The sequence below is a fragment of the Desulfamplus magnetovallimortis genome, from assembly GCF_900170035.1.
In the GTDB taxonomy this organism is placed as follows: Bacteria; Desulfobacterota; Desulfobacteria; order Desulfobacterales; family Desulfobacteraceae; genus Desulfamplus; species Desulfamplus magnetovallimortis.
Map to the genome: position 1 here is coordinate 121624 of NZ_LT828556.1, position 22664 is coordinate 144287.

General features: G+C 37.3%; 19 protein-coding genes. 11 read left to right on the forward strand and 8 right to left on the reverse strand.

The genetic code is table 11. The annotated features are described in order from the left end of the window. The first annotated feature begins 29 nt into the window (after positions 1 to 29). From MTBBW1_RS21935 to MTBBW1_RS21945, 3 genes are all read left to right on the forward strand, one after another. Complete coding sequence (locus MTBBW1_RS21935; RefSeq protein WP_139786863.1) at positions 30 to 1538, forward strand: hypothetical protein; 1509 nt, start codon at positions 30 to 32, stop codon at positions 1536 to 1538. A gap of 560 nt (positions 1539 to 2098) precedes the next feature. Then, on the forward strand, positions 2099 to 4192 hold the full coding sequence (locus MTBBW1_RS21940) for a PKD domain-containing protein (RefSeq protein WP_080807227.1): 2094 nt from the start codon (positions 2099 to 2101) through the stop codon (positions 4190 to 4192). A gap of 251 nt (positions 4193 to 4443) precedes the next feature. Next, complete coding sequence (locus MTBBW1_RS21945) at positions 4444 to 5706, forward strand: hypothetical protein (protein ID WP_080807231.1); 1263 nt, start codon at positions 4444 to 4446, stop codon at positions 5704 to 5706. 22 nt (positions 5707 to 5728) lie between these two features. Here MTBBW1_RS21945 and MTBBW1_RS21950 read toward each other — a convergent pair whose 3' ends face one another. The 8 genes from MTBBW1_RS21950 to MTBBW1_RS28660 all read right to left on the reverse strand — a co-directional run bounded on the left by MTBBW1_RS21950 (position 5729) and on the right by MTBBW1_RS28660 (position 13237). Beyond that, the gene (locus MTBBW1_RS21950; protein WP_080807234.1) at positions 5729 to 6337 is read right to left on the reverse strand and encodes an exosortase H-associated membrane protein; all 609 of its coding nucleotides are present in this window, start codon (positions 6335 to 6337) and stop codon (positions 5729 to 5731) included. Beyond that, a complete protein-coding gene (locus MTBBW1_RS21955) occupies positions 6309 to 6848 on the reverse strand; it encodes an archaeosortase/exosortase family protein (protein ID WP_080807236.1) in 540 nt (179 codons plus the stop codon). The genes MTBBW1_RS21950 and MTBBW1_RS21955 overlap by 29 nt, the downstream gene beginning before the upstream one ends. A 123-nt stretch (positions 6849 to 6971) precedes the next feature. Then, on the reverse strand, positions 6972 to 7469 hold the full coding sequence (locus MTBBW1_RS21960; RefSeq protein ID WP_080807241.1) for an IPTL-CTERM sorting domain-containing protein: 498 nt from the start codon (positions 7467 to 7469) through the stop codon (positions 6972 to 6974). Positions 7470 to 7656: 187 nt separating this feature from the next. Further along, positions 7657 to 8370 carry a methyltransferase domain-containing protein gene (locus tag MTBBW1_RS21965; protein WP_186441636.1) on the reverse strand — a complete coding sequence of 238 codons (714 nt, stop codon included), beginning with the start codon at positions 8368 to 8370 and terminating at the stop codon, positions 7657 to 7659. A gap of 16 nt (positions 8371 to 8386) precedes the next feature. Then, on the reverse strand, positions 8387 to 9520 hold the full coding sequence (locus tag MTBBW1_RS21970; RefSeq protein ID WP_080807247.1) for an SGNH/GDSL hydrolase family protein: 1134 nt from the start codon (positions 9518 to 9520) through the stop codon (positions 8387 to 8389). Next, entirely contained in the window at positions 9507 to 10568 is a 1062-nt protein-coding gene (locus tag MTBBW1_RS21975; RefSeq protein ID WP_186441637.1) for a radical SAM protein, read from the reverse strand. Before MTBBW1_RS21975 ends, MTBBW1_RS21970 begins: the two co-directional genes overlap by 14 nt. Before the next feature lie 68 nt (positions 10569 to 10636). Continuing rightward, entirely contained in the window at positions 10637 to 12703 is a 2067-nt protein-coding gene (locus tag MTBBW1_RS21980; RefSeq protein ID WP_080807251.1) for a carbamoyltransferase family protein, read from the reverse strand. A gap of 384 nt (positions 12704 to 13087) precedes the next feature. Next, complete coding sequence (locus MTBBW1_RS28660; RefSeq protein WP_186441639.1) at positions 13088 to 13237, reverse strand: DUF5989 family protein; 150 nt, start codon at positions 13235 to 13237, stop codon at positions 13088 to 13090. 836 nt (positions 13238 to 14073) lie between these two features. Here MTBBW1_RS28660 and MTBBW1_RS21990 point away from each other — a divergent pair. The 8 genes from MTBBW1_RS21990 to MTBBW1_RS22025 all read left to right on the forward strand — a co-directional run bounded on the left by MTBBW1_RS21990 (position 14074) and on the right by MTBBW1_RS22025 (position 22095). Further along, positions 14074 to 15024, forward strand: a complete 951-nt coding sequence (locus MTBBW1_RS21990; RefSeq protein ID WP_080807258.1) for a glycosyltransferase family 2 protein — start codon at positions 14074 to 14076, stop codon at positions 15022 to 15024. 102 nt (positions 15025 to 15126) lie between these two features. Beyond that, complete coding sequence (locus MTBBW1_RS21995; protein WP_080807261.1) at positions 15127 to 15897, forward strand: glycosyltransferase family 2 protein; 771 nt, start codon at positions 15127 to 15129, stop codon at positions 15895 to 15897. Then, positions 15897 to 17018: an NAD-dependent epimerase/dehydratase family protein gene (locus MTBBW1_RS22000; RefSeq protein ID WP_186441638.1), complete on the forward strand. Its 1122-nt coding sequence runs from the start codon at positions 15897 to 15899 to the stop codon at positions 17016 to 17018. Before MTBBW1_RS21995 ends, MTBBW1_RS22000 begins: the two co-directional genes overlap by 1 nt. Before the next feature lie 274 nt (positions 17019 to 17292). Continuing rightward, the gene (locus MTBBW1_RS22005; RefSeq protein WP_139786866.1) at positions 17293 to 17649 is read left to right on the forward strand and encodes an MraY family glycosyltransferase; all 357 of its coding nucleotides are present in this window, start codon (positions 17293 to 17295) and stop codon (positions 17647 to 17649) included. Then, positions 17622 to 18356: an MraY family glycosyltransferase gene (locus MTBBW1_RS22010; protein WP_080807272.1), complete on the forward strand. Its 735-nt coding sequence runs from the start codon at positions 17622 to 17624 to the stop codon at positions 18354 to 18356. Before MTBBW1_RS22005 ends, MTBBW1_RS22010 begins: the two co-directional genes overlap by 28 nt. 165 nt (positions 18357 to 18521) lie before the next feature. After that, positions 18522 to 20516 (forward strand): polysaccharide biosynthesis protein, encoded by a 1995-nt coding sequence (locus MTBBW1_RS22015; protein ID WP_245809513.1) that lies wholly within the window; start codon positions 18522 to 18524, stop codon positions 20514 to 20516. Positions 20517 to 20638: 122 nt separating this feature from the next. Beyond that, positions 20639 to 21628 (forward strand): NAD-dependent epimerase/dehydratase family protein, encoded by a 990-nt coding sequence (locus MTBBW1_RS22020; protein ID WP_080807278.1) that lies wholly within the window; start codon positions 20639 to 20641, stop codon positions 21626 to 21628. Positions 21629 to 21801: 173 nt separating this feature from the next. Further along, a complete protein-coding gene (locus tag MTBBW1_RS22025; RefSeq protein ID WP_080807281.1) occupies positions 21802 to 22095 on the forward strand; it encodes a ComEA family DNA-binding protein in 294 nt (97 codons plus the stop codon). The last annotated feature ends 569 nt before the right edge of the window (positions 22096 to 22664 follow it).

Below are 22664 nucleotides of genomic sequence, written 5' to 3' on the forward strand. Positions count from 1 at the left end.
GCTAAATTTTGATTTTTTTTGGAGGAAAAATGATGAGTAAAACTGTATTGAAGGTTTTTGTTGTGCTGTTTGTTGCTTCAGTATTGAGTGTTGGAAGCGCTTTCGCGTTAAATCCAATTGCAAGGGATGACAGCGGAAGAGTTACTGTTGGTCAGAATGGCTATGGAGATGTTCTTCTTGGGCAGATTTATCAGAGTCTTTCTAACTATGAGACTAAAATTAAAGTAATTAACTCTTCTACCAATGTAGCTGTTGTAGCTCGTGTTCTTTTTAAATCTGCTACTTATAGCTGTGATGTGTTCGATTTTAACATTTATCTTACTCCGACAGATGCATGGGAGGGTATAGTTAGAATTAATGCCTCTGGTAATGTAGAAATTTTCAGTGATGATGATAGTGTTATGTCTAGTGAGCAATTTGATTGGGATGGCACATCAGCATGCAATCCATTTGATGGTGTTTGGGGCAACGAAGTCCCTCTGCATAGAGAATTTTACTCAGATTGTTTGACTGGTGGTGATTTGAATGAGTTCGGTCATTTTGAGGTTATAGGTCTTACTGCTTTTCCTGCGACGCCACCTCTTAGCAAAGACACTCTTGCAATGGCTTCCCATTTGTATAATCAGATTGATGGGTTGGCTCCATCTGTGCCAATTAACAGATTGATTGATTGTGATTATAACCTTTTGGGGACACCTGTAGATGTGCCTAATGTTCTTACTGGAACTATAGTTCTTGAGAATACTTCTTATGGACAGAAAGCCTCTATCAATATGATAGCTTTGAAAAATTTTGATATTAGGCCATTGACTGGTTTTAGAACTGGAGCTCCCCTCTATTTGCATAATTCCTCTTTTAACAGTATTCCTGAAATAGAGGCTGCACTGGCAAAAACAAGTTACTCTTTTCCGTTTGATTTTTCTGCAGATGGAGATAATGATATAATAATCATTAATACTCTTCCTACCCGCTATGAAGCTGCAACAGGCCGTTCTGCTTATCCTGGACTTTCAGGTGGCATTTGTGGACTTACCTATAGAGCCTATGATATGGAAGAGACCTTGATTCTTGATATCCTTTCTGGAAATACAAGACGTGATTGTCTGCCAGAAGTTTCCATGCAGATGGTATCTCCTTTGATTGCAGACGCAATGGCAGCAGGTTATGTTGAAGGTTGGATTAATGTATTGATTCCTGGTGGTGGAACTGGTCTGTCAGCAACTGGTCGCAGTGGTTTGGGCCTTGCTCCTAATGCACCAAGTTTTGTTCAATTTATTGAATCCGGCTTGAGCTATCCTGTAGTTGCTGGAGCTAATGATGACTTGGCTCCTTACACACATGTTGTTTCCTATGCTGGAGCACCATCTATTCATTCAACTATTGTTCTTGATCGTTCCAATGATATGATGTGGAAATATGCAGCATCTCCAGAGTCAGTTGTAACTTATAGTGAAGATCTTGATGGAGACAATGTTCTTGATCCAGGTGAAGATGCTAATCAGACAGGTGCTCTTGGTACTTATACTGTACGTCAGTAATCCTTTGAAGGATTTGAGTTGTTCTAATACTTCTTAGTTTTTTGTGTTGAAACGGGAGAATCATATGCTTTTTTATGGAATTATAGCATGTGGTTCTCCTTTTTTATATTAAGGACGATGTCGAAATAACTTTTCCCTATGCTTATTTTCTCCAGACATATATGGGGGGAGTTAAAGGGTAAGCAATTATTGCATGTAAGTTCCCAAGTGCTGGTGCTGGCCTCATACTATTTTACTTGTTATAAATCAATTTTTTAACACTGGCTGATGCTTTGTTTTTTTGTTGATGTTTCTTTTTTTTGGTGGGTGCTTCTAACTTTGGCCACTGTAGTGGTATGCCTCTCGTGCCTAACCTTACGAGGGAATGCCCCCTAAAAAAATGTCCGGAAATTGAATCAAGCTTGGGGTGTCTAAAAGTCCGCTTTTTTCCCCTCCTTTTTTTGAATGGTGTGAGCCCAGTGTCTGCACTTATGACTTCTGATATCTCTTTTTTGTTAATCTTTTTATCCGTTTCAAAGAAATAATTAACAGTCGTTTTAACAAGATTTTGGGAAAAATATATGAAATTACTAAATAAGATTTCAATAATTATTCTAATGATATTTATGCTTTTTGTTCGGCCAGTTACTGCAGCAGTAAATTTTTATTCTCTTTATCAGCTATTGAATATCAGTTATGATGATTTTTTTGATCCTTCAGTGTTAAGTCAATATGGTGATGTAAATCCTATAACGGGATCGTATACAATTTCTTGTAACTCTGCTTTTAAAGTGTATTTCCCCCCAGGCGCACAAGAGCTTGTTGTTACATTGACACTTGATAATGCTGTTTATTGTGAAGCTGGCTATACAATTGAATGGCAATCTGATCCTGCTGTAGGGACTTCTGCTGTATATAACGGGAATTCTAGTTATTCTTTTAAGGATGGTTTTGAGAGAATAACTATTGCTGCAACAAATTTATCTTCTAGTCAGGGCGTGTGGGTTCTATTCAAGTTTCAGAACTGCCCAGTTGGATGTTCTAAAGCAATTGAGGTTAATAACGGGTACTTCAATCTTAATTTGGAAAAATATAAGCAATGGTATGACTGTGTGACAGAAAAAAATATGTGGGGGCCAAGTGGTGATCCACCGTCAACTCAGGTTCCATCATGTAACGGAACAACAGAGCCTAATGACCCATCAGATGAGACACTTTCAATTACTTCCATATCCCCTGTGTCTGGAGAAACAGGAGAGAAGATCCAATTTTCAGCACAGGTAAATAACCCTGATAACGCAACTATACTATATACATGGAATTTTGGAGACGGAAGTGCAGTTGAACCAATCTATGTGTCATCAACAACACATAATTACACTTTTGCTGGACAATATCTTGTTGTCTTGACACTCTCGGTAGCTGGGGAGGCACCGGTCTCGTCTCAACAATGGATTACTATAACAGATGCTGATGACGAACCAGTTGCTGTATCAATAAATGGAATAACACCAATATCTGCTTCCGTAGGGGTACCAGTGGCGTTTTCAGCCTCACTAAATAATCCTGATAATGTTGAGATCTCTTCATATAAGTGGACTTTTGGTGATGAAACTGAAGAAAAGCAAACTACAGTTGCCTCTGCTTCATATAGTTATAATTTTTCAGGGCAATACCTGGTTTCTTTGACTGTTTCTTTTTCTGATGAAGCTTTAACTCCTGTATCTTTTCAACAATGGGTAACTGTAGAGGGTGTTGACGAACCATCTGTTGTATCAATAAATGGAATAACACCAATATCTGCTTCCGTAGGGGTACCAGTGGTGTTTTCAGCCTCACTAAATAATCCTGATAATGTTGAGATCTCTTCATATAAGTGGAATTTTGGTGATGGAAGCGAAGAAGAGCAAACCACAATTGCCTCTGCTTCACACAGTTATAGTTCTTCAGGAGAATATCCGGTTTCTTTGACAGTTTATTTTTCTGATGAAGCATCAACTCCTATATCGTCTCAACAATTAGTAACTGTTATAGATGACCGAGAACCATCGGCTGTGTCTATAAATGGGATAATTCCGGCTAATGGTTTTTCTGGAGAGCCTGTGGTCTTTTCCGCCTCAATAAATAACCCAGATAATGTGACCATAGATTTGTATGAGTGGGATTTCGGGGATGGTGAAATTTTTTCAGGAGATACGAATTCCACTTCCCACATCTATACTTCTGCTGGTGAATATACAGTGATTTTAAATCTGTCAGTAACAGGGCAGGAAGAGACTCAGCCAACATTTTCAAAAAAAGTTTCTATTGGTGTTACTCAAGCAGATTTGAATCTGGCAATAGAACAGGCAAAAGAATCATGTAAAAACGATCCCCTCTCTTGTGGGATTTCTGTTTTTTCAACATGTTATGAAGACGGTTTTACAGATGGCTTTACCAATGGCTATGAAACTGCAGGCGAGGAATTTCTTAACAGCACTGAGTCGCAGATTTCAATATCAATGAGGCCTAACTATGATTTTCTTATTCCTATGATTTATTTTTCTTACGATAACTTCCTTTATAAATTGACGACCTATTTTGAGTATATTTCAAGCTCAAAGTTTCAAGATCTCAATGAAGGAGATCTGGTATGGAAATTAAATCTGGATGAATCTGAGATATTATCAGAATAAAAAATCTGCCTAAAGGTTTAATGACCCTTGGAGTTATAGGTTATGGGTCAAATATGATTATTTTAAATTAATTCGGTATCTTTCATTTATTTGTTGACACTTTTTTTGAACCATGATTTTCATGATTAAGGGATTTGCCTGATGTTTCATCTTGATAATCCTTTAATCATGGTTCAAAAATATCAAAAAATGTAAACTCGTTTTGAGTTTATCTGGATGGTGACATTAATTCTTCATTTCTATCATATTCCATGACGAAAAAAATATCCTTTATTCTTATTTTAGTTTTTTTTGCCTACCTTGTAATTGAAATTTTGGGTATGGTTTCATATTATGTTGTTTTTCAAGAATTATATTCTAAAAAACAAGTCAAAAAATTAATAACTCAGATATTGGAAGTAGAAAACGTTGAATTCACCAACAAATCTGATTCAGCAGGAGATGTTTGGGTTGGTAATCAGGTTGAGGTTATCCATCCATATTTTGGTTATTTCAGGGATCCTGAAAGAAATCAAGGTATTACAAACCAGGGGTTCCCGTCATATCAAAAAAAACAAGATTTAAATAAAAAAAATGATCAGATAAACATTGCGGTTTTTGGAGGATCGTTTGCCAAAGGCACCTATTTTTTAGGTATAGAGGATTTGAAGAAATGTTTTAAATTTGCTAATAAAAAAGTCAATATTGTAAACTTTGCTATTGGGGGGTATAAGCAACCTCAACAATTAATGGTTTTAAACTATTTAATTTTAATGGGAGCTCATTTTGATATAGTTATAAATATTGATGGGTTCAATGAAGTTGCACTTCCTTTTGTTGAAAATATAAAAAACAAGGTATCTCCATTTTATCCCAGAAACTGGTTGTACAGGGCAAGGGATATCAACGATCCTGTTATAACCAAAATAACAAGTAAAATCTATTTTTTGACATCAGTAAGGCGTGTGGTTTCCCGTAGCGTAAAAGAATATAAACTCTACAGAAGTCCAACATTAACATTAATCTGGCGAATTATAGATAATTCTATAAATTTAAGGCTTGCCATGACGCAGGATCATTTAAAGGAAGCAATTGGTTCCAAAAATTTGGGGTTCGCTGTGAAGGGACCTGAATATCGGTTTGATTCAAAGGAGGGGATGTACGATGATCTGGCAGATGTCTGGATGCGTTCTTCCATATCCATGAAATATTTATGCGATTCTTACCGCATCAAATACTTCCACTTTATCCAACCCAACCAGTATGATCCTGACTCCAAAAAATTTACTTCAAAAGAAAGGAAGATTGCCTTTGATCCAGGGCATCCCTACAGGAATGGGGTCTTGAATGGTTACCCTAAATTGCGTGAAAGAGGAAAACAGTTAATAGAGAATGGCGTTAATTTTAAGGATTTGACCTATATTTTTAATGAAAATGAAGAACTGCTGTACAGTGATACCTGCTGTCATTTAAATGAACAAGGTTATAAGTTGATAGTGGAAAAGATCTGTGAATTCATACACAATAATGAGTGATACCAAAAAAAGCAAAACAGAATTATCGTTGAGGTATCTTTTTACTTGTGATCTTTTTTGTGGCTTGATTTCTAAAGAAAATATAGAGTGCCACCAAAAATGGCTCAAATCTGACAACCATGTTGTCGATGAACATCCACATGAATTCCAGAAAATATTGATTCAATGTGGTTAAAAATGAATCTTGTCTGACACCAGGATGGCTGTAATAAAAAAGCTGCAAGCTGGTATAGAAAAAAACATAGCAGAAATGAATAACCAGAAGAATGATTACAACTTCAATTATGGTTCGTGGATTCCACCATTTAACAATAGGTAAAAGTGATAAGATAAGGGCAATGGTAAGGGGAATGTTAAATGAGTAGTTAGATACGTTTATTTGAAGGTCAATTACCAGATCGCCAAGACCCTTATGTGAATATATGAGACGAGAAAAGTTTATTTTTGCGATTTCATTGTCATGTACAAAATTGTCCAGTCTGAAGCTTGAAAACAGAGCAGCACACTCTGACCCAGAACGGGTCATTACATTGCCGTAATAAGGTTTAATTTGAATCCAGATAATAAGAGATATAATATATGCAGTAGCGAAGATAAGGAGGCTAAACAAAATTTTTTTTGTTTGAAACATATTGTAACCATATGAGAAAAATAATGAATGAAACAACAATCATCATTCCCTGCGCAACATAGACATGAAAGTAATGAAAGTATTCCCTGCCATATATTGCCACAAGGCCAAGCCCTGCAATCCTCACAATGTTTATGACCTGAAGAATTATAAACCCCGCAATAATGCCAATTGATTTATTTATCATGGTTGATGGAAAAGAGAGCACTGCAGCAATGTATATCATGAATGCTTCAAGGCCATTGCAGCCGAATTGAATATCCAGAGCAATGTTTTCAAGCTGGATTATTGAGCCTGAAACGGCCTTAACTTCACCTACACAATTTATTAACACAACACTTAACTTTACTACCATTTCTGTATATATACCATTTATATCTATCATGCTTTTGATAGAATCAAGCCCAATCAAAAGTAAAAAGATAGCCATAAGTGTAATGTATGATATGATAAATTTTAAAAGAGAGATTTCTTTTGTTTTGAGAATGGGGGGCTTGTTGTTGGTTGACATAATAGGCTTAAGTTGTATTTTGAAGATCTATTTTATTCTGCATTGATTATGAAATCTGCTGTTCCCTGATAAAAAATGTTGGAAGTTTTAATATTATCAGGTAACAGCAGAAGTATAAAAAAACTATGATTGGTTCATACGCCTAATTCTGTAAATAGATACAAGGCCAATGAAAGATACAAGAATTATCATTCCCCATTCGTTCATTGTTGGCGCAGAAACAGTTGTAACCACAGTTACAGGAGTAGGAGTAACCACATCTGCTGCTGCTGCCTGGACAGTTACTGCCACAGTGTCTGTCTTAGAAACTCCAGTGGTTGGTGTTCCTCCGGAGTAAATGGTTATTCCCGTGCAGGTAGTACATGTGGCTGTCATTTGATATGTTGTTGTTTGAGAAGGTGTGATAGTTACGGAACCAATAGAATCGACGGTTCCAATACCATTGTCAATTGTAATCTCGTCAGCACCAGTGACGACCCATGAAAGGGTTACTGAATCTCCACTTGTAATGCTGCTATCTGAAACAGAAAAGCTTGTGATAACAGGATCAGCGTTAGCTGTTACAGCACAAAATAACACGGCAAAAAATGCACACATAATTGAGTTTGCCTTCATCTTCATAAAAAAATCCTCCATATTTCTTGTGTAATTAGGTTTATTCTTTTTTCAATTAATTTAAACAATAACCTATTGACTACTTAAAACTTGATATATGGTCATTAGGTTATTAATATGGTAACTTATGTTATTATACAGCTATCCATAATAAACAATATTTTTGATCTCTAACATATTGGTAATTCTTGTGTCAATCAATATTTTTGACATTATAATAAGAGTCGAGCTCATAAATATAATTTTCTGGTGTTGTACTCACCTTCTCTCCATATAATCTGGAGTTAAGGAATGCAGGGTCATGAGAAAGGGAAGTAACCCTATCTGAGTATATTTGTGCCGGAAATTCATAGTCTGTAGCTATGACGTTAAAACCCATTCTGGAACCAAACAACCCTTCAAGAGCTTCCTTTGAAAAACGAAAGTAATCGTTAGGGTAAGCATGAACGGGATAAGTCTGATGTGTTTGTATAAAAAGCAATCCATTTATACGCAGAGCTTTCATAACTTCATGGGCTGCAAGATGAGGATATTTAAAGTGCTCAAATGTTGAGCAGGAAATGATCACGTCAAATTTTTCAGTTCCTGTGAAATCGCTTAAGCGATGTACATCTGCAACAATATCAACATCCGCTCCTGGTTCGATATCTGTGCCAATATACTCGGCGGCGTGGGGAATCCATTCATCGTGCCTTGTTGATCTGCCTGCAACAGAACGTTTTGTTCCAAGCTCCAAAACCATGGGAGTATTAATCAATCTGCATTTTTTGATAAAATTCTCAAGCAGAAGATTATCAGATTTTGAAATAACCTGATAATCTTCTTGTTTGTGAATTCTGTTTTTGATAGCGTTTTCCAGCGCTTTTGGTTGTATTTTCTCAACTATTTTATTGATGAAATCCTTCATAAGCTTTCCTGTGCATTTATTTATCGGCCAGAAATGATGACCATAGATATTCAGATATAATCTGGTGGGTTTTGGGCGTTGGATGTCCATCATTTACAATCATTATATCTGTTGGGGAATAGTGTACAAATAGTTTTTTTGCCAATGGGACAAGTGAAATAAAAGTTGTTTGATTGTTGTGAGACCAGCTTTCCACTTTCTGGTTGAAATCCATGACATGTTTTTTGTATGCACTGTCCTTTTCTGGAGAGAGTGCTCCCAATGCCAGAAATACCACATATAGAGGTATTTCTTTTTTTTTCAGAGCTTCAACAATAATGTCAAGATAAAGAGAGCTCATTTGCCATTGTTGATCGAACATGGAAGGTGCAACTAACCATGGAGAGAGCCTGTTTAACTCTTCCTGTTCATTGTTCAATATATTGAAGGTATTATTCTCCAATATAATTTGTTCTATATGATTTTTGAATATATTGTGAAATCCTCTGCGCATCAAGATATACATTTTTGATCTGTTAACTATTTGTAATTCTGGATTTTTGTCTCCTGGAAACAAAGCGTCAGGGTTATCCAGAAATGGCTGCTTGAAATAGTTTTTTTCCTGAATTCTGTCATCGTGGATATCATTTTCAAACAATACAATCATGACAGCATCCGGATTTGCAGAAAGATATCTTTGAAGATTTAAAGCATAATATAGAGGAGAGGCACCTTGAACTCCAAAATTTATTACTTCCCAGCTGTATTTATATGCTTTTTCATTGAGAGAATATGTAAAAGTATCTTCAATTTCGCATCCATGGCCTTCAACTATGGAATCTCCTATAATGGCAATTCGTTTCCATCCTTTTTTCTTAGTAGAAATATCATATCCTCTGAATCCTGAAGAGTTAATATTATATTTTACCTTATAGTATGATCTTGCCTGATAATATTGTGCGTGTGGAATGTGGCTGTGTAGAAACTGGCGTGACCAGAAAATGAAAGGATTTGAAGAATAGGGGTCGATTGTTTTAATTTCAGGCGGGTAAGGTATGGTATATTCCTGCACAAATATTCTGGCCAGGATTTCACCTGCAAGTATGATTATAAATATCGTTACTATTATTGAAAAGGTATAGAGTGTGTGTTTCTTTCTATTTATGGACATTTGATATGTTCCTGAGTTTTTTTATCTTCTCTCCCACAAAGCGTATTGGCTTTGTTATACGCCAGCATGTGGAGTTTTGCAGTTCAGAATTTTTTTTCTCTGCTTCCAGAAACTTATTTGAAAATTTCTCCTCGTTTTTTTTTAATTGCCAGATTTTTTCCCTAAGAAGCTTTGTTCTGATATTGATTCTGTTTTTTACCCAGAAACTTTCAGGTACAATAGAATTGTTAAGCTCACCAACTTCATACAAATTATTTTGTTTCAAAGACTCATAAAGATTTAAGAAAACATGGTAAGGCAAGCCGATTTCTTTTTGCAAAGCTGGATTGCTGTCGGGAATAACTACTTTTCTGAACTCAATTAAATCCACACCTAAATCACAAAATGCCCATTGAATGTATGCTGTTAAATCTGAACTGTTTTGATGGGTTAGAACACAATCAAACTGAATGGTGATTTCAGGAAAGTCGGTTCTAATTTTTTTTACACTATTTATTATCAGATCAAAATCTGCTCCCTTAACAAGGCTTTTATATATATCAGAATTTTTAGCATGCATGGAAACATACAAAATAAATTTGGAGCCACCTGCCTTTGCATAATCTTTGATGTTTATTTTATCAAGATTGACTCCATTGGTTACAATGATGAGCGGAGCATCTACAAATTTTTGCTGAAACATTTTTCCAATAATATGAAAGTCTTTGCTTATAAGAGGTTCAAAATCACAACCAATCTGAATTCTTTTAAGGAGAGAGTGTTTTGCAAGTTCATGGAGAATTTCATCTATGGCAAGCAGATCAGTGTTATTGAATTTTGAAACTCTTCCATAGGGAGAGCTGTAGCAAAATTTACATTTTGCATTGCAAGTCGTTGTTAAATCAAGTAGAAATGAATTTATTTCTGAAAAATTAAACTGATTTAAACAGAGAGGGTGTTTCAGTGGGCGTGCAATGTCGGACGCATAGCTTGCTCCGGCTGGACGTATTTTTAGATACTCGAAATTGGAGTTTGTATCTGTGATATATTCAAGGTTTGTTTTAATCATAAAAGCTTTCAGTTTGCCCTGTAGGCATATTTTTATTTGATTTTTTGCCCCCATAAAAAGTGTGTTTTTTAGTCCAGTTCAAATTTCTCCTGCCAGTTTTCCACATCCCTGAATTTCGGTTGATCTTTTTTAAAAAAGATAAGATTTTCAATGACAAGAACATCCATTTCAGTTCGCATGAAGCATCGGTATGCATCCTCAGGAGTACAGACAATAGGTTCTCCCCGTACATTGAAACTTGTGTTGACAAGAAGTCCTATTCCTGTAATTTTTTTGAATTCAGATATCAACTGCCAGTATCTGGGGTTTGTTTCTTTGTGAACAGTCTGTATGCGTGCAGAGTAGTCAACATGGGTAACAGCAGGAATAGTTGATCTGACATGATAGAGCCTTTTATATAATTCATATCCTGAATAACCTTCTGGTTCAGGAGTGCGTATTGAGTATTTGACCGGAGCAACCATAAGCATATAAGGAGATGGTGCGTCAATATCAAAATATTCTTTAGCATGTTCAGCCATAACAGAAGGTGCAAATGGTCTGAATCCTTCCCTGTACTTTATTTTAAGGTTGAGTTTTTTCTGTGTTTCAGGGTCTCTTGGATCTGCAACTATACTTCTGTTGCCAAGGGCGCGCGGCCCCCACTCCATTTTTCCCTGGAACCATCCTACAACAAAGTTTTCAGAAATAAGCTTTGCTGTTGTGCGGCAGAGGGTTTTTGTATCAGGAAAGACTTCATATTTTGCCTGATATCTGTATTTCAGCTTTTCCGCATCACGGGTTGTATATGAAGGCCCAAGGTAGGCTCCTTGCATGTCATCTGCTTTATGGATGGTATGTTTTTCAGAGTTATCACACGAACTGTTAGTGTTTTCCGTGGAAATAGATACATTATTTTCATGATCGGGGGTGGCCGGACCCCGGCCATGACGGTTTAGTACATCAAGTGAACACCCAGAATATAATCTGTTTTTTTCAGGGTTTTTTGCTGTGGAAGATGATTCATTAATATTTGTTGTGTCACTGTAATATATGTGATGTGCTGCAAGGGCGGCACCTATTGCACCTCCTGCATCTCCGGCAGCAGGTTGTATCCATATTGAGTCAAAAATTCTGGATTTTAAAAGTTTTCCATTGGCTACACAATTAAGAGCTACGCCTCCTGCCATAACAAGATTAGATGACTCTGTAATATCTTTTGCTGTTTTTGCCATTTTAAGAACAATCTCTTCAGTAATCTCCTGTAGGGCAAGTGCAAGATTCATGTAGCTTTGGGAAATTTTCGTTTCAGGGGGACGTTCAGGGATACCAAGAAGTATTTGCCATTTTGCTGCGTTGTACATTTTAAGGCCAGCAGCATATTTGAAATAATCCATATTCATAAAAATTGAGCCGTCAGGCCTTATATCAATCATATGATTTAAAATAGCTTCTTTGAAATATTGTGTCTCCTTACATTCGGAAATGCCATAAGGTGCAAGTCCCATAAGCTTGTATTCACCGCTGTTTACCTTGAAGCCACAAAAGCCTGTAAATGATGAGTATAAAAGTCCAAGGGAGTGTGGAAATGATAGCTCACGCAGCTTTGTGATTGAGTCTCCTTTGCCGTGACAGATGGTTGTTGTTGCCCACTCACCAACTCCGTCAATTGTTAGTATTGCAGACTCCTGAAAAGGTGATGGGTAGAAAGCACTTGATGCGTGTGAAAGGTGATGCTCCGGAAAAAAAAGGTGGGGTTTGGAGGCAAAGGAAGCGCCGTCAATTTTTTCGAGGGCACTCCATATGTTGCTGCGCATGAAAAGTTTCTCTTTAATCCATACAGGTATTGCTTTTAAAAAGGCTCCAAGACCTGAAGGGGCAAATGAATGAAAAGACTCAAGAAGCCGCTCAAATTTTATATAAGGCTTATCATAAAAAGCCACAGCATCAAGTTCGGAAACAGAAATTCCCGCTTTTTCCAATACAAAGGAGGTAGCATTAACAGGAAATGAAGCATCATGCTTTTTCCTGGTAAACCGCTCTTCCTGGGCTGCCGCAACAATTTTGCCATCAACAATAAGTGCTGCGGCACTGTCATGATAATAAGCTGAAATTCCAAGAATTTTTGTTTGATTAATTGAATTGACTGGCAACATGAGTGGATTTTTTTAATTTTTTTAAAAGTATTTATATTTTCAAAGTCGGCATCTATGATCTTTTGAGCTTTGTAAACACTGTCTGAATCAGGATGCCCAAGATTAACACGATAGGCCAGATTATATATCCAGAACATCCTTTCATCCTTGTTATCCTGATTCAGACAAATGCCATAACTACCTAAAAAAACATTAGGAACAGAGTCTAAATAGCTTAACCATTAACCTCATCCCCCTCTCCATGAATGTAGAGGGGGAGTTCGGGTAAGTTAATTAGACCCTATTACATAGGATGTCGATTTTGAGTATTGTATGCTTTAGAAAGTTAAAACACAATTATATCAGAACTATAAGTTAAACAAAAAAGGTGAAGATTATTATAAATCAGAATAAAGTATAAATAAAAGGAGCAATTGCTGTACCGCTTGTCATGAAAATCAGAGTTCCAAAAAAAAGCAGGCTTAAAACAATGGGCAGAAGCCAGAATTTTTTTCTAACCCTCATAAAACCCCATAAATCCTTAATAAAGTCCATAATATATAACTCCATAGACCGCATTCATAGTCAGAAAGAATATCAGTATGGATGAATGATGTCTGATTTTTGATAACTATAGTTAATTGTTTTAAATGCGGATCTGTTATTTTTTTTCCACTCTTTAATAAGAAGGGGATCCGCTCTGAATATTTTTCTGCGAATGAGACCAACAGGCAAAATGATTGAAAAAAAAGAGCGGTCAAAATAACCTTTGATGACAGCTCTCCAAGGAAATGGGACAGTCCAAACCAGATTATTGCAAATGGCTTGAATATGACAGGTATAGTCATGGAGAGGATTAAAAGAATAGTAGCTGAAAGTAATATTTTATTCGATGTCAGAAAAAAGGCTGTCAAGAGCAATATCAGCACAAGAGCTAAACCTGCATCCTGATATTGAGATTTTTTGAGTTTTTTTATATTAATTGAATTTTGAGGTAACATATTGTTTTATTATCCACAGTGCATTGTCAGCACTAAGTTTCATGCATCCTTTATATGAAAGTCTCGGTAACAGCCTGGTTTTAAAACGACTTTCATCTCTTCGATTGTGGCGGCTATCCGCCATGTACGTTTATAAGTAAGCGAACAAAATACAGTACCAATAAAGCTTTTGTCAATATTTATGATATGATGCTTGCCTTTGATGCATTGATGGGATAGATAGACATCAAGTATTTATCATTTGACATAACGGCCAAGGCAGGCTCATCTGCCACAACTAAGTGTGAAAGTCTATATATATCAATGTGTTATGGAGACTTTCTAATGAAAATAAATATTTTTGGCATCACATAAATGTTGAAATCATCCTGATGGAGTCTGTATATTCATATGCTTAAAGAGATTAACGCATCTAATATACGTTTGAGTATTGTTTTTCTAAATTACAACAGACTTAAAGATACTGTACGGACACTGTCTGTTCTAAATAGTTTATGTGGAACCAGAGAAGATATTGAAATAATTGCTGTTGATAATGGCTCCTCAGATGGAACAGCCGTTTTTTTAAACCGTCACAGAGACTTGATAAAAATAATGCTGTTGCCTGATAATCTTGGTATAGGAGCCTTGAACAAAGCTTTTGAAAAAGCTTCAGGAGATTATATATTTGTTCTTGATGATGATTCCCATCCACTTGATGGAAAGACTCTGGATCTTTTGATTGAAGGATTCAATAAAGATAAAAATACAGGAGTAATAGCCTGCCATATTGAGTCTGAAAATGGAGTTAATGATCAGAAGACATGGCATCTCCATCCAACCGGACAGGAGGGTGAATCAGTTGCCTTTGTAGGGTGCGGTTTTGCTGTGCGCAGGGAGCTTTTTCAAAAGATCGGATGGTTCCCCGGTAATTTTTTTTTGTATCAGAATGAGATAGATGTGGCCATAAAAATTGCAAGGCTTGGTTACCACATAAAGTATGAGCCCAGATGCAGGGTTGTGCATCGTAATTCACCAACTGGCCGAGCACATTGGCGACAGGTGTTTTATCCCACACGAAATACAATTTGGCTCTTGAGGAAGTATGCACCTTTTCCTGAAGTCCTTTATTATATTTTTTCTCGGGTCTGTTTCGGTTTTATGCGTGCAGTCCAATCGGGAGAGTTTCGTTGGTATCTATCTGCTCTGTTTCAGGGATTCAGAGAGAAAATTGATAAGGAGACCCTTTCCCCTGATCTTTGCCGGAGATTTCTGGTGCTTTGGCAGCAGAACAGCATTTTTCATCATGTCAAATGGGGTATGAAATCATTGAGAGATTCAAACACATTGAATCATCTATAGTATTCCAGATAAATCGGTTGGCATTTCTAATATATGAAAAAGCAAAATCATTTTCTGGAAATCTATCTGTTGAATAGATTTTCGTATTAAGGAAGTGAGAAATTGATTTCAGTTGCACTTGTTTCTCATAATAATAGAAAAGATCTTGAAAGGCTTTTGCCGTCACTGCTTTCAGCTCTTAAAGACTTTAAAAATGAAATCCTTGTTGTGGATAACTGCTCAACTGATGGAACTCTTTCATTTATTAAATCTGTCTGTCCTGACGCTGTGGTGACCCTGAACCGAAAAAGACGTGGCTATGGAGCCAATCAGAATCAAAATATTGAAAAAGCCAGAGGACAATTCATTGTTCTGATGAATCCGGACATGGTTGTGCCGGAAAAAATTTTTCATAAATTGACAGCATTCATGGCTGATCATCCGGAGGCTGGCATGGCAACCTGCATGATATGTAATGAGGATGGAACCTGCCAATTTTTAAACAAGAGAGAACCTGCGGTTTTTGATCTGCTTGTAAGACGTTTTCTGCCGGTCAGGTTGCGTGGGCCTTTCAGAAAAAGACTGGATGCATATGAAATGAGGGATGCCGGATATGATAGGGTTGTTGATGTTCCTTTTGTATCTGGATCTTTCATGTTTGCAAGAACTTCCCTTATAAGGGAGGCAGGGGGCTTTGATGAACGTTTTTTCATGTATTTTGAAGATGTTGATCTTTGCAGAAGGGTCAGGCAGAAATCAAGGGCAATGTACTGTCCTGATGTAAAAATAATACATAGATGGGAACGGGCATCTCATAAAAGTATAAAATGGACAATTGTCTTTGGGATGAGTGCTTTTAAATATTATTATAAATGGGGCGTGAGGTTATTTTGATGCCATCTGCACTTGTGACCGGAGCCACCGGCAAGATTGGCCCTTTGCTGGTCAGAGAGCTTCTGCAACATAACTATGAGGTTCGGCTGCTTGTGCGTTCTGATACCATTCACAATTCAGAGTCTTATCACAATTCAGAGTCTTATAACCCTTTTAATCTTTACAGTTTAGCAGCTCTCCCCAGGGTGAAGGTAGTTTGTGGAGATATAGCAGACTACAAATCTCTTTCTGATGCTGTTGCAGGGGTGGATTATGTCTTTCATCTTGCAGCACTGCTCCATGTGGTTGCCCCACCCCGATCAATGTACGACAGATATTATGATGTTAATGTGACAGGAACATGGAATGTCCTGAAAGCATCGTTTCATGCAGGGGTAAAAAGGGTTGTTTTTTTCAGCACCATATCAGTATATGGCCCTGGCAAATACGGAGACTTGCTGATGGAAGAGTCAGCTCTTAATCCTGTCACACCTTATGCAGAAAGCAAGGCTTTGGCCGAAAAAGTGGTATCTCATTTTAATATGCTTTGTGGTAAAAAAGCATTTGTCACCACACTTAGAGTCGCGTCTGTATATGGAACAAGGATGACAGGAAATTATGAGCGCCTTGTCAAATTTGTCCGCAAAGGTGTTTTTGTGATCCCTGATGTTCAAGGTCGGGCTCAGGAGGGATGCAGGCCGTTATTGCACAGAAGATCAGAAGAGAGATGCGTATCGGCAGGGGCTGTAAGGACATTGATACATGAACAGGATGTGGTAAGAGGAGCCATGCTTGCTGCTCTTCATCCCGAGGCTGCCGGCAAGATATATAATCTTACTGACGGCAGGATTCATTGTCTTGAAGATATTGTACTTGCCATATCTGATGCTTTTTCAAAAGATATCTTGCTTGTTAAACTACCGGAAGCACCTTTAAGGTTCGTTGCTGATATTATGGAGCGCATGCAACGGTGTGGCTGTTTGCCTGAAAGACCTTGTGCCTTTATCAGCTATATTGCATCTTTGCTGGACAAGCTGATGGAAAATTGTGCAGTAAGCGGGGCAAAGATTCAAAAAGAGCTTGGGTTCATGCCTGTTTATGATTTGCAAAGCGGTTGGAGTCAGGCGTTAAAAAACTTATGATTCAAGGTGTTTGTAATTGGGTTTAATTAACTTACCCAAGCTCCCCATCGTAAGCCTGTAAGAGGTGGCTGGAGGTGATATGAATGGGCAAGTTATTAAAAATCAATTCCTTACTCAAAATCGACACCTTATGATCTTGTAAGCCTTGCCAACACTGTCTGAATCAGGATTCCCAAGATTAACAGGATAAGGCAGGATTATCTATCCTGAGCATCCTATCCATCCTGGTTATCCTGGTTCAGACAACTGCAATAACTTCGGAAAAAGCAATAAAATGTCGATTTTGAGTGTTTATATAGAGGATATTTTGCTGTCATCCATTGGTTTTTTTTCATGGGGGCTTTTTGTGGGTTTTCTTGGGGCATTTGTTTTTGCTAAAACCTTGCTTTCAGTTCACTTCATGGATATTCCAAACCAGAGAAGCTCTCACAATATTCCTACTCCAAAAGGCGGCGGAGTTGGTATTGTTGTTTCTGTGATACTAGCTTGTGCATATCTTGCTTTGCCACTTTCCATTCAGGCTGCTTTGGTTATAGTTGCTCTCATTGGAATCATTTCTGATTTTGCTCATTTTTCTCAGTTGACTCGGCTTTTTTTTCACCTTTGCACCGCATTTATTGTAGTTTTTTAAATTGCCATATACCTTTTTTTATTTCAAATATATCTTTTTTCCCTCTTTTTTTATTTTTATATATTATCTTCCTGTTTTTCTGGACTATGTTTATTGCTGCAACTGCAAATTTTTATAACTTCATGGATGGTATTAACGGGATTGCCGCTCTTTCCGGCGTTATCTGTTTTTTGCTGTCAGCACTATTTAATGTCTTCTACTCATCCATTGACCCTTTTACTTTCATTTCTCTTGTTGCCGCAGGAGCATGTATGGGATTTCTTCCCATGAATTTTCCTTCGGCCAGGGTATTTATGGGAGATGTTGGAAGTCTTTTTCTGGGCTTTTTATTTGCATCTGTGGTACTTGTGAACTCATTTTCAATTAATGAGTTTCTGGTCTATATCTCTTTTCTGTTTCCTTTTTACTGTGATGAAATTACAACCATGGCCGTAAGGCTTTATTCCGGAGATAATATTCTGCATGCACATCGAAAGCATCTTTATCAGCTTCTTGTGAATGAAATGGGAATTTCACACTTGAAGGTGACTATTTTCTATGCTATGGTGCAGGCGGTTTATGGAATCACCATGCTAATATTCTACTCATTTTCTGATACATTGCTTCTAATTATGGTGCTGTTTTTGTTTTTTGTGCTTTTTGCGTTTTTTTCCTTTGCAGTAAGGCAGGGGAAAAAAATCCCTTTTTTTATTAGAAAATCTCCATAACATACTGACATATCATGACGTTCATGCATCGTTGTGATGCGTCAGCAAACATGGGGGTTTATTGGAAAGTCTTCATAATAACTTGTTTTTAAAGGACTTTTATCCTTGTTTGAGATGCTCTGGCTATCATGGGGGTGCTGGAAGTCTATGTAACGGACTGTTTTTATGAAGATTTTCATTTTTTCGATTGTGGCGGGAATCCGCCATGCACGTTATAGAGTGACGAGTCGGGATATGCGAACTTTTTTACATAAAAATTTTTACCTTATTGTGCTTGCAGATGTTGTATTAATTACCTGCGCTCTCTTTGCCGCCTATTTTGTTAAATTTGATTTTGTAGTTCCTGACTACATGATGGGTGGGTTTAATATACTTGTGCCTCTTATGCTCCTGGTAAAGTTGCCTGTATTTTACTTTTCTGACCTCTATCGTGGCATGTGGCGTTATACCAGTATCCCTGATCTGGTAAATATTGTTAAAGCATCCACTGTTTCAACCCTTGTTCTCACGGCGCTGATTATTTATAAATACAATTTTGAAGGGTTTTCCCGATCTGTTTTTGTAATTGACTGGGCATTTACAATATTTTTTGTTTCAGGATTCCGCCTTTTTGTAAGATTTTATTTTGAGCAGACAGCCAATGGTTCAAGCACTTTAAGGCAGATATCCCTCAATTATTTTAAAGAAAAACTATTTTTGCGTAAAAGAAAAGGTGTGAAAAACCTTCTTATTATTGGGGCAGGTAACTGTGGAGATCAGATTTTCAGGGAGATCCGCAATAATCCCTCTGTCCGCTACCATGTTGCAGGGTTTCTGGATGACAACCCAGCTAAGCTTGGAAAAAAAATTCATGGAGCAACTGTTTTAAATACCATTGAAAACCTAGAAAAAACAGCAGAGATGGTTGATGCCCATGAGGTTTTGATTGCCATACCATCAGCCGATGCTCGACAGATGAGAAGAATAATTGATATATGTGAAAAGAGCAGATTGAGATTTAAAACCATTCCAAATATGGGCGAGCTTATAAACGGGAATGTTGCACTAAGTGCCATTAGGGAAATTTCTTTTCGTGATCTTCTGGGCAGAAAGGCTATTGATCTGGATCAGGAGGGAATCGGTTCCTATATTAGTGGAGAAACTGTCATGGTGACAGGTGCTGGTGGCTCCATCGGTGCTGAGCTTTGTCGTCAGATATGCCGTTTTAAACCTCTGGTTCTGATTCTCTATGAACGGGCTGAAACTGCTCTTTACGAGATTGAGTATGAGTTGAACAGGTATTTTAAAGATGTTACCGTGATTTCCTTTCTTGCTGATGTGCAGGATCAGAAACATATGGAAAAGATTCTTGCAGTATATCGTCCTGCTGCATTTTTTCATGCTGCTGCATACAAACATGTCCCTATGCTGGAAAATCATCCATGGAAAGCTGTTCAGAATAACATTATGGGGACGGTAAAAGTTGTTAATGCAGCAAAAAAATTTGGCGTAGAACGTTTTGTTTTTGTCTCAACAGACAAGGCTGTTTATCCCACAAGTGTCATGGGGGCTTCCAAGCGGATTGCAGAGATGTATGTACAGAGTCAGAACGTACATGAAGATGCAAAAACAAGGTTCATTACGGTTCGTTTCGGCAATGTGGCAGGCAGTGCCGGCAGTGTTGTTCCTCTTTTTAAACGCCAGATCCGTGAAGGAGGCCCTGTTACTGTGACGCACAAGGATGTCACTCGCTTTTTTATGACTATTCCTGAGTCGTGTCAGTTGATTTTGCAGGCAGGTTTGATGGGGGAGGGCGGTGAGATTTTTATACTTGATATGGGGACACCTGTAAAGATAATGGATATGGCCAGAGATATGATTAGACTTCATGGGCTTGAGCCTGATGTTGATATTAAAATAGAAATTATTGGCCTGAGACCAGGTGAAAAGCTTTTTGAAGAGCTTTATACAGACAAAGAAAAACTCAAGAGGACAACCCATGACAAAATTATGGTACTGGATGCTACAAAATGTAATCTTAAACGTTTGAACGGCCACCTTGACAGACTTGAATCCCTTGCTTTAAAGTATGAGCATGAGGATATTTTAAAGGAGATGATGACAATACTTCCACATTACTCTGCCCATTATTTTTCTGGGTCTGTTTATCCTCCAAATTAAAAAAGATGAACCTGTAAAAAGTCCGAAATAGCAAACTCGCTATTAATAATTTCAGCATGTTACAACTCAAAAAATGCTGAAATCTTGCTTTTTACGAGACCATCAAAAAAAGAGAGTGATATATGAATTTTCTGGTAACCGGAGCAGCAGGTTTTATTGGTTTTTTTTTAAGCAAGGCTCTTGTGCAAAATGGCAGCATGGTTACAGGGATTGACAATCTGAATGAATACTATGATGTAAATCTTAAAAAATCACGTCTTGACCTTCTGAACAGACATCAGAATTTTATTTTTCACCAAATTGATATTGCTGACCGCAAAGCAATTAAAAAATTGTTTTTCGATAACCGTTTTGATGTGGTTATCAATCTTGCAGCCCAGGCAGGCGTGCGTTACAGTATTGATAATCCTGATATCTATATTGATGCAAATATTACGGGTTTTGCAAATATTCTTGAAGGATGCAGACATTCTACCATTTCCCATCTTATTTATGCTTCCAGCAGCTCCGTCTATGGGGCAAATAAAAAAATTCCCTTTTCCATTGATGATAATGTTGATCATCCTGTATCACTATATGCTGCAACCAAAAAATCCAATGAACTTCTGGCATACTCCTACAGTCATCTTTACCGGTTGCCTGTTACAGGGTTAAGATTTTTTACAGTATATGGGCCTTGGGGTCGCCCTGATATGGCATATTTCAAATTTACAAAGGCAATTTGCGAGGGAAAACCCATTGATGTTTACAACTATGGCCATATGAAGCGGGATTTTACCTATATTGACGATATAATAAAGGCTATAATAAAACTAACAGAATTGCCGCCTTCCCCATCTGGATCTGTCGAATCCGCATTTGAACCCTCCCCTTATGCCCTTTATAATATCGGAAACAATACTCCTGTGGAACTGGATGTTTTTATTGAAACTCTTGAGGAGATTCTTGAAAAAAAAGCTGTAAAAAATTTTTTGCCAATGCAGGCAGGAGACGTACCGGTAACTTATGCTGATATAGATGCCTTGACCCTTAAAACCGGTTTCAGACCAGAGACTTCCATCAAGGATGGTCTCACCCATTTTGTATCATGGTACAAAGACTATTATTGTTAGCAAAAAAACATAACATATTCTAATGTTTTTCTTGACATATATTTCATATTCGAATTATACAAAGTTAAGTTCCTTTTGGATGCCCTTTAAACCCTTGCAGTAATTGCATCGCAGCAATTTCCGTTGGCCCTAAATATTACTTGCTTGATAACTTTTAATTAAGGATAAATGTCATGAAGATTAAAAAATGGATAGCGTGTTTTTTTTCTATTGTGTTAATTTTTTCATTTGTGTTGCCAGTATCTGCCTCAGATAAAAAAATCAATATTAATAAGGCTACAGCAGAGGAGCTTAGTGAAGGACTTACCAGGGTTGGACCAAAATATGCCCAGGCAATAGTGGACTATCGTGAAGCCCATGGTGAGTTTAAAACCCCTGAAGAGATTGTAAATGTCAAAGGTATTGGTGATAAAATTTTTGAAATCAACAAAGATATAATTGTCGTGAAAGATGATGAAGGTCAGTAGTGCTTCTTCAAGTATACACTGTCGGGTGACTTTTAAGGCTTTGCAAAGGTTCAAGGCATTTTCTACCCGACAATCAAACCTTGAAAGAACAGTAGTTGCGAAAATGAGTACCAGTAAACAGGCATGATTGATTACGTATCAATCACCCCCTAATAGAAAAATGGGCATGCTTCATTTCCCTCTTTACACTTTCCATTACACTATTCCCGTTTTGCGGGAAGTTCATCTAAAAAAATGTAAAGTACTTCTGAGGTCATATGAAGGATGCCGAAAAATGAAAGTCATTTTCACGGTAAATAAACAAAATTGCTTTTACTGCAAGATTAAGGCATCTTTCATATTCCCACAACGATGGTTAAGTTGAAAAAAAATTTCTGATATATCAACTCTTGATAATCATTTGGTTTGTGTTATTATTGATAGCCATATCGTACTTTCGGTATGGCTATTTTTTTGTGAAATAAAAATGGTGAACCTGTAAAGAGTCTGATTTTAGTTTTTTGGGGTCGTAATTCGCTGAATTTATTGATATATAGTTTTTCAGATAACTAACCTGGCAAGCACTTTAG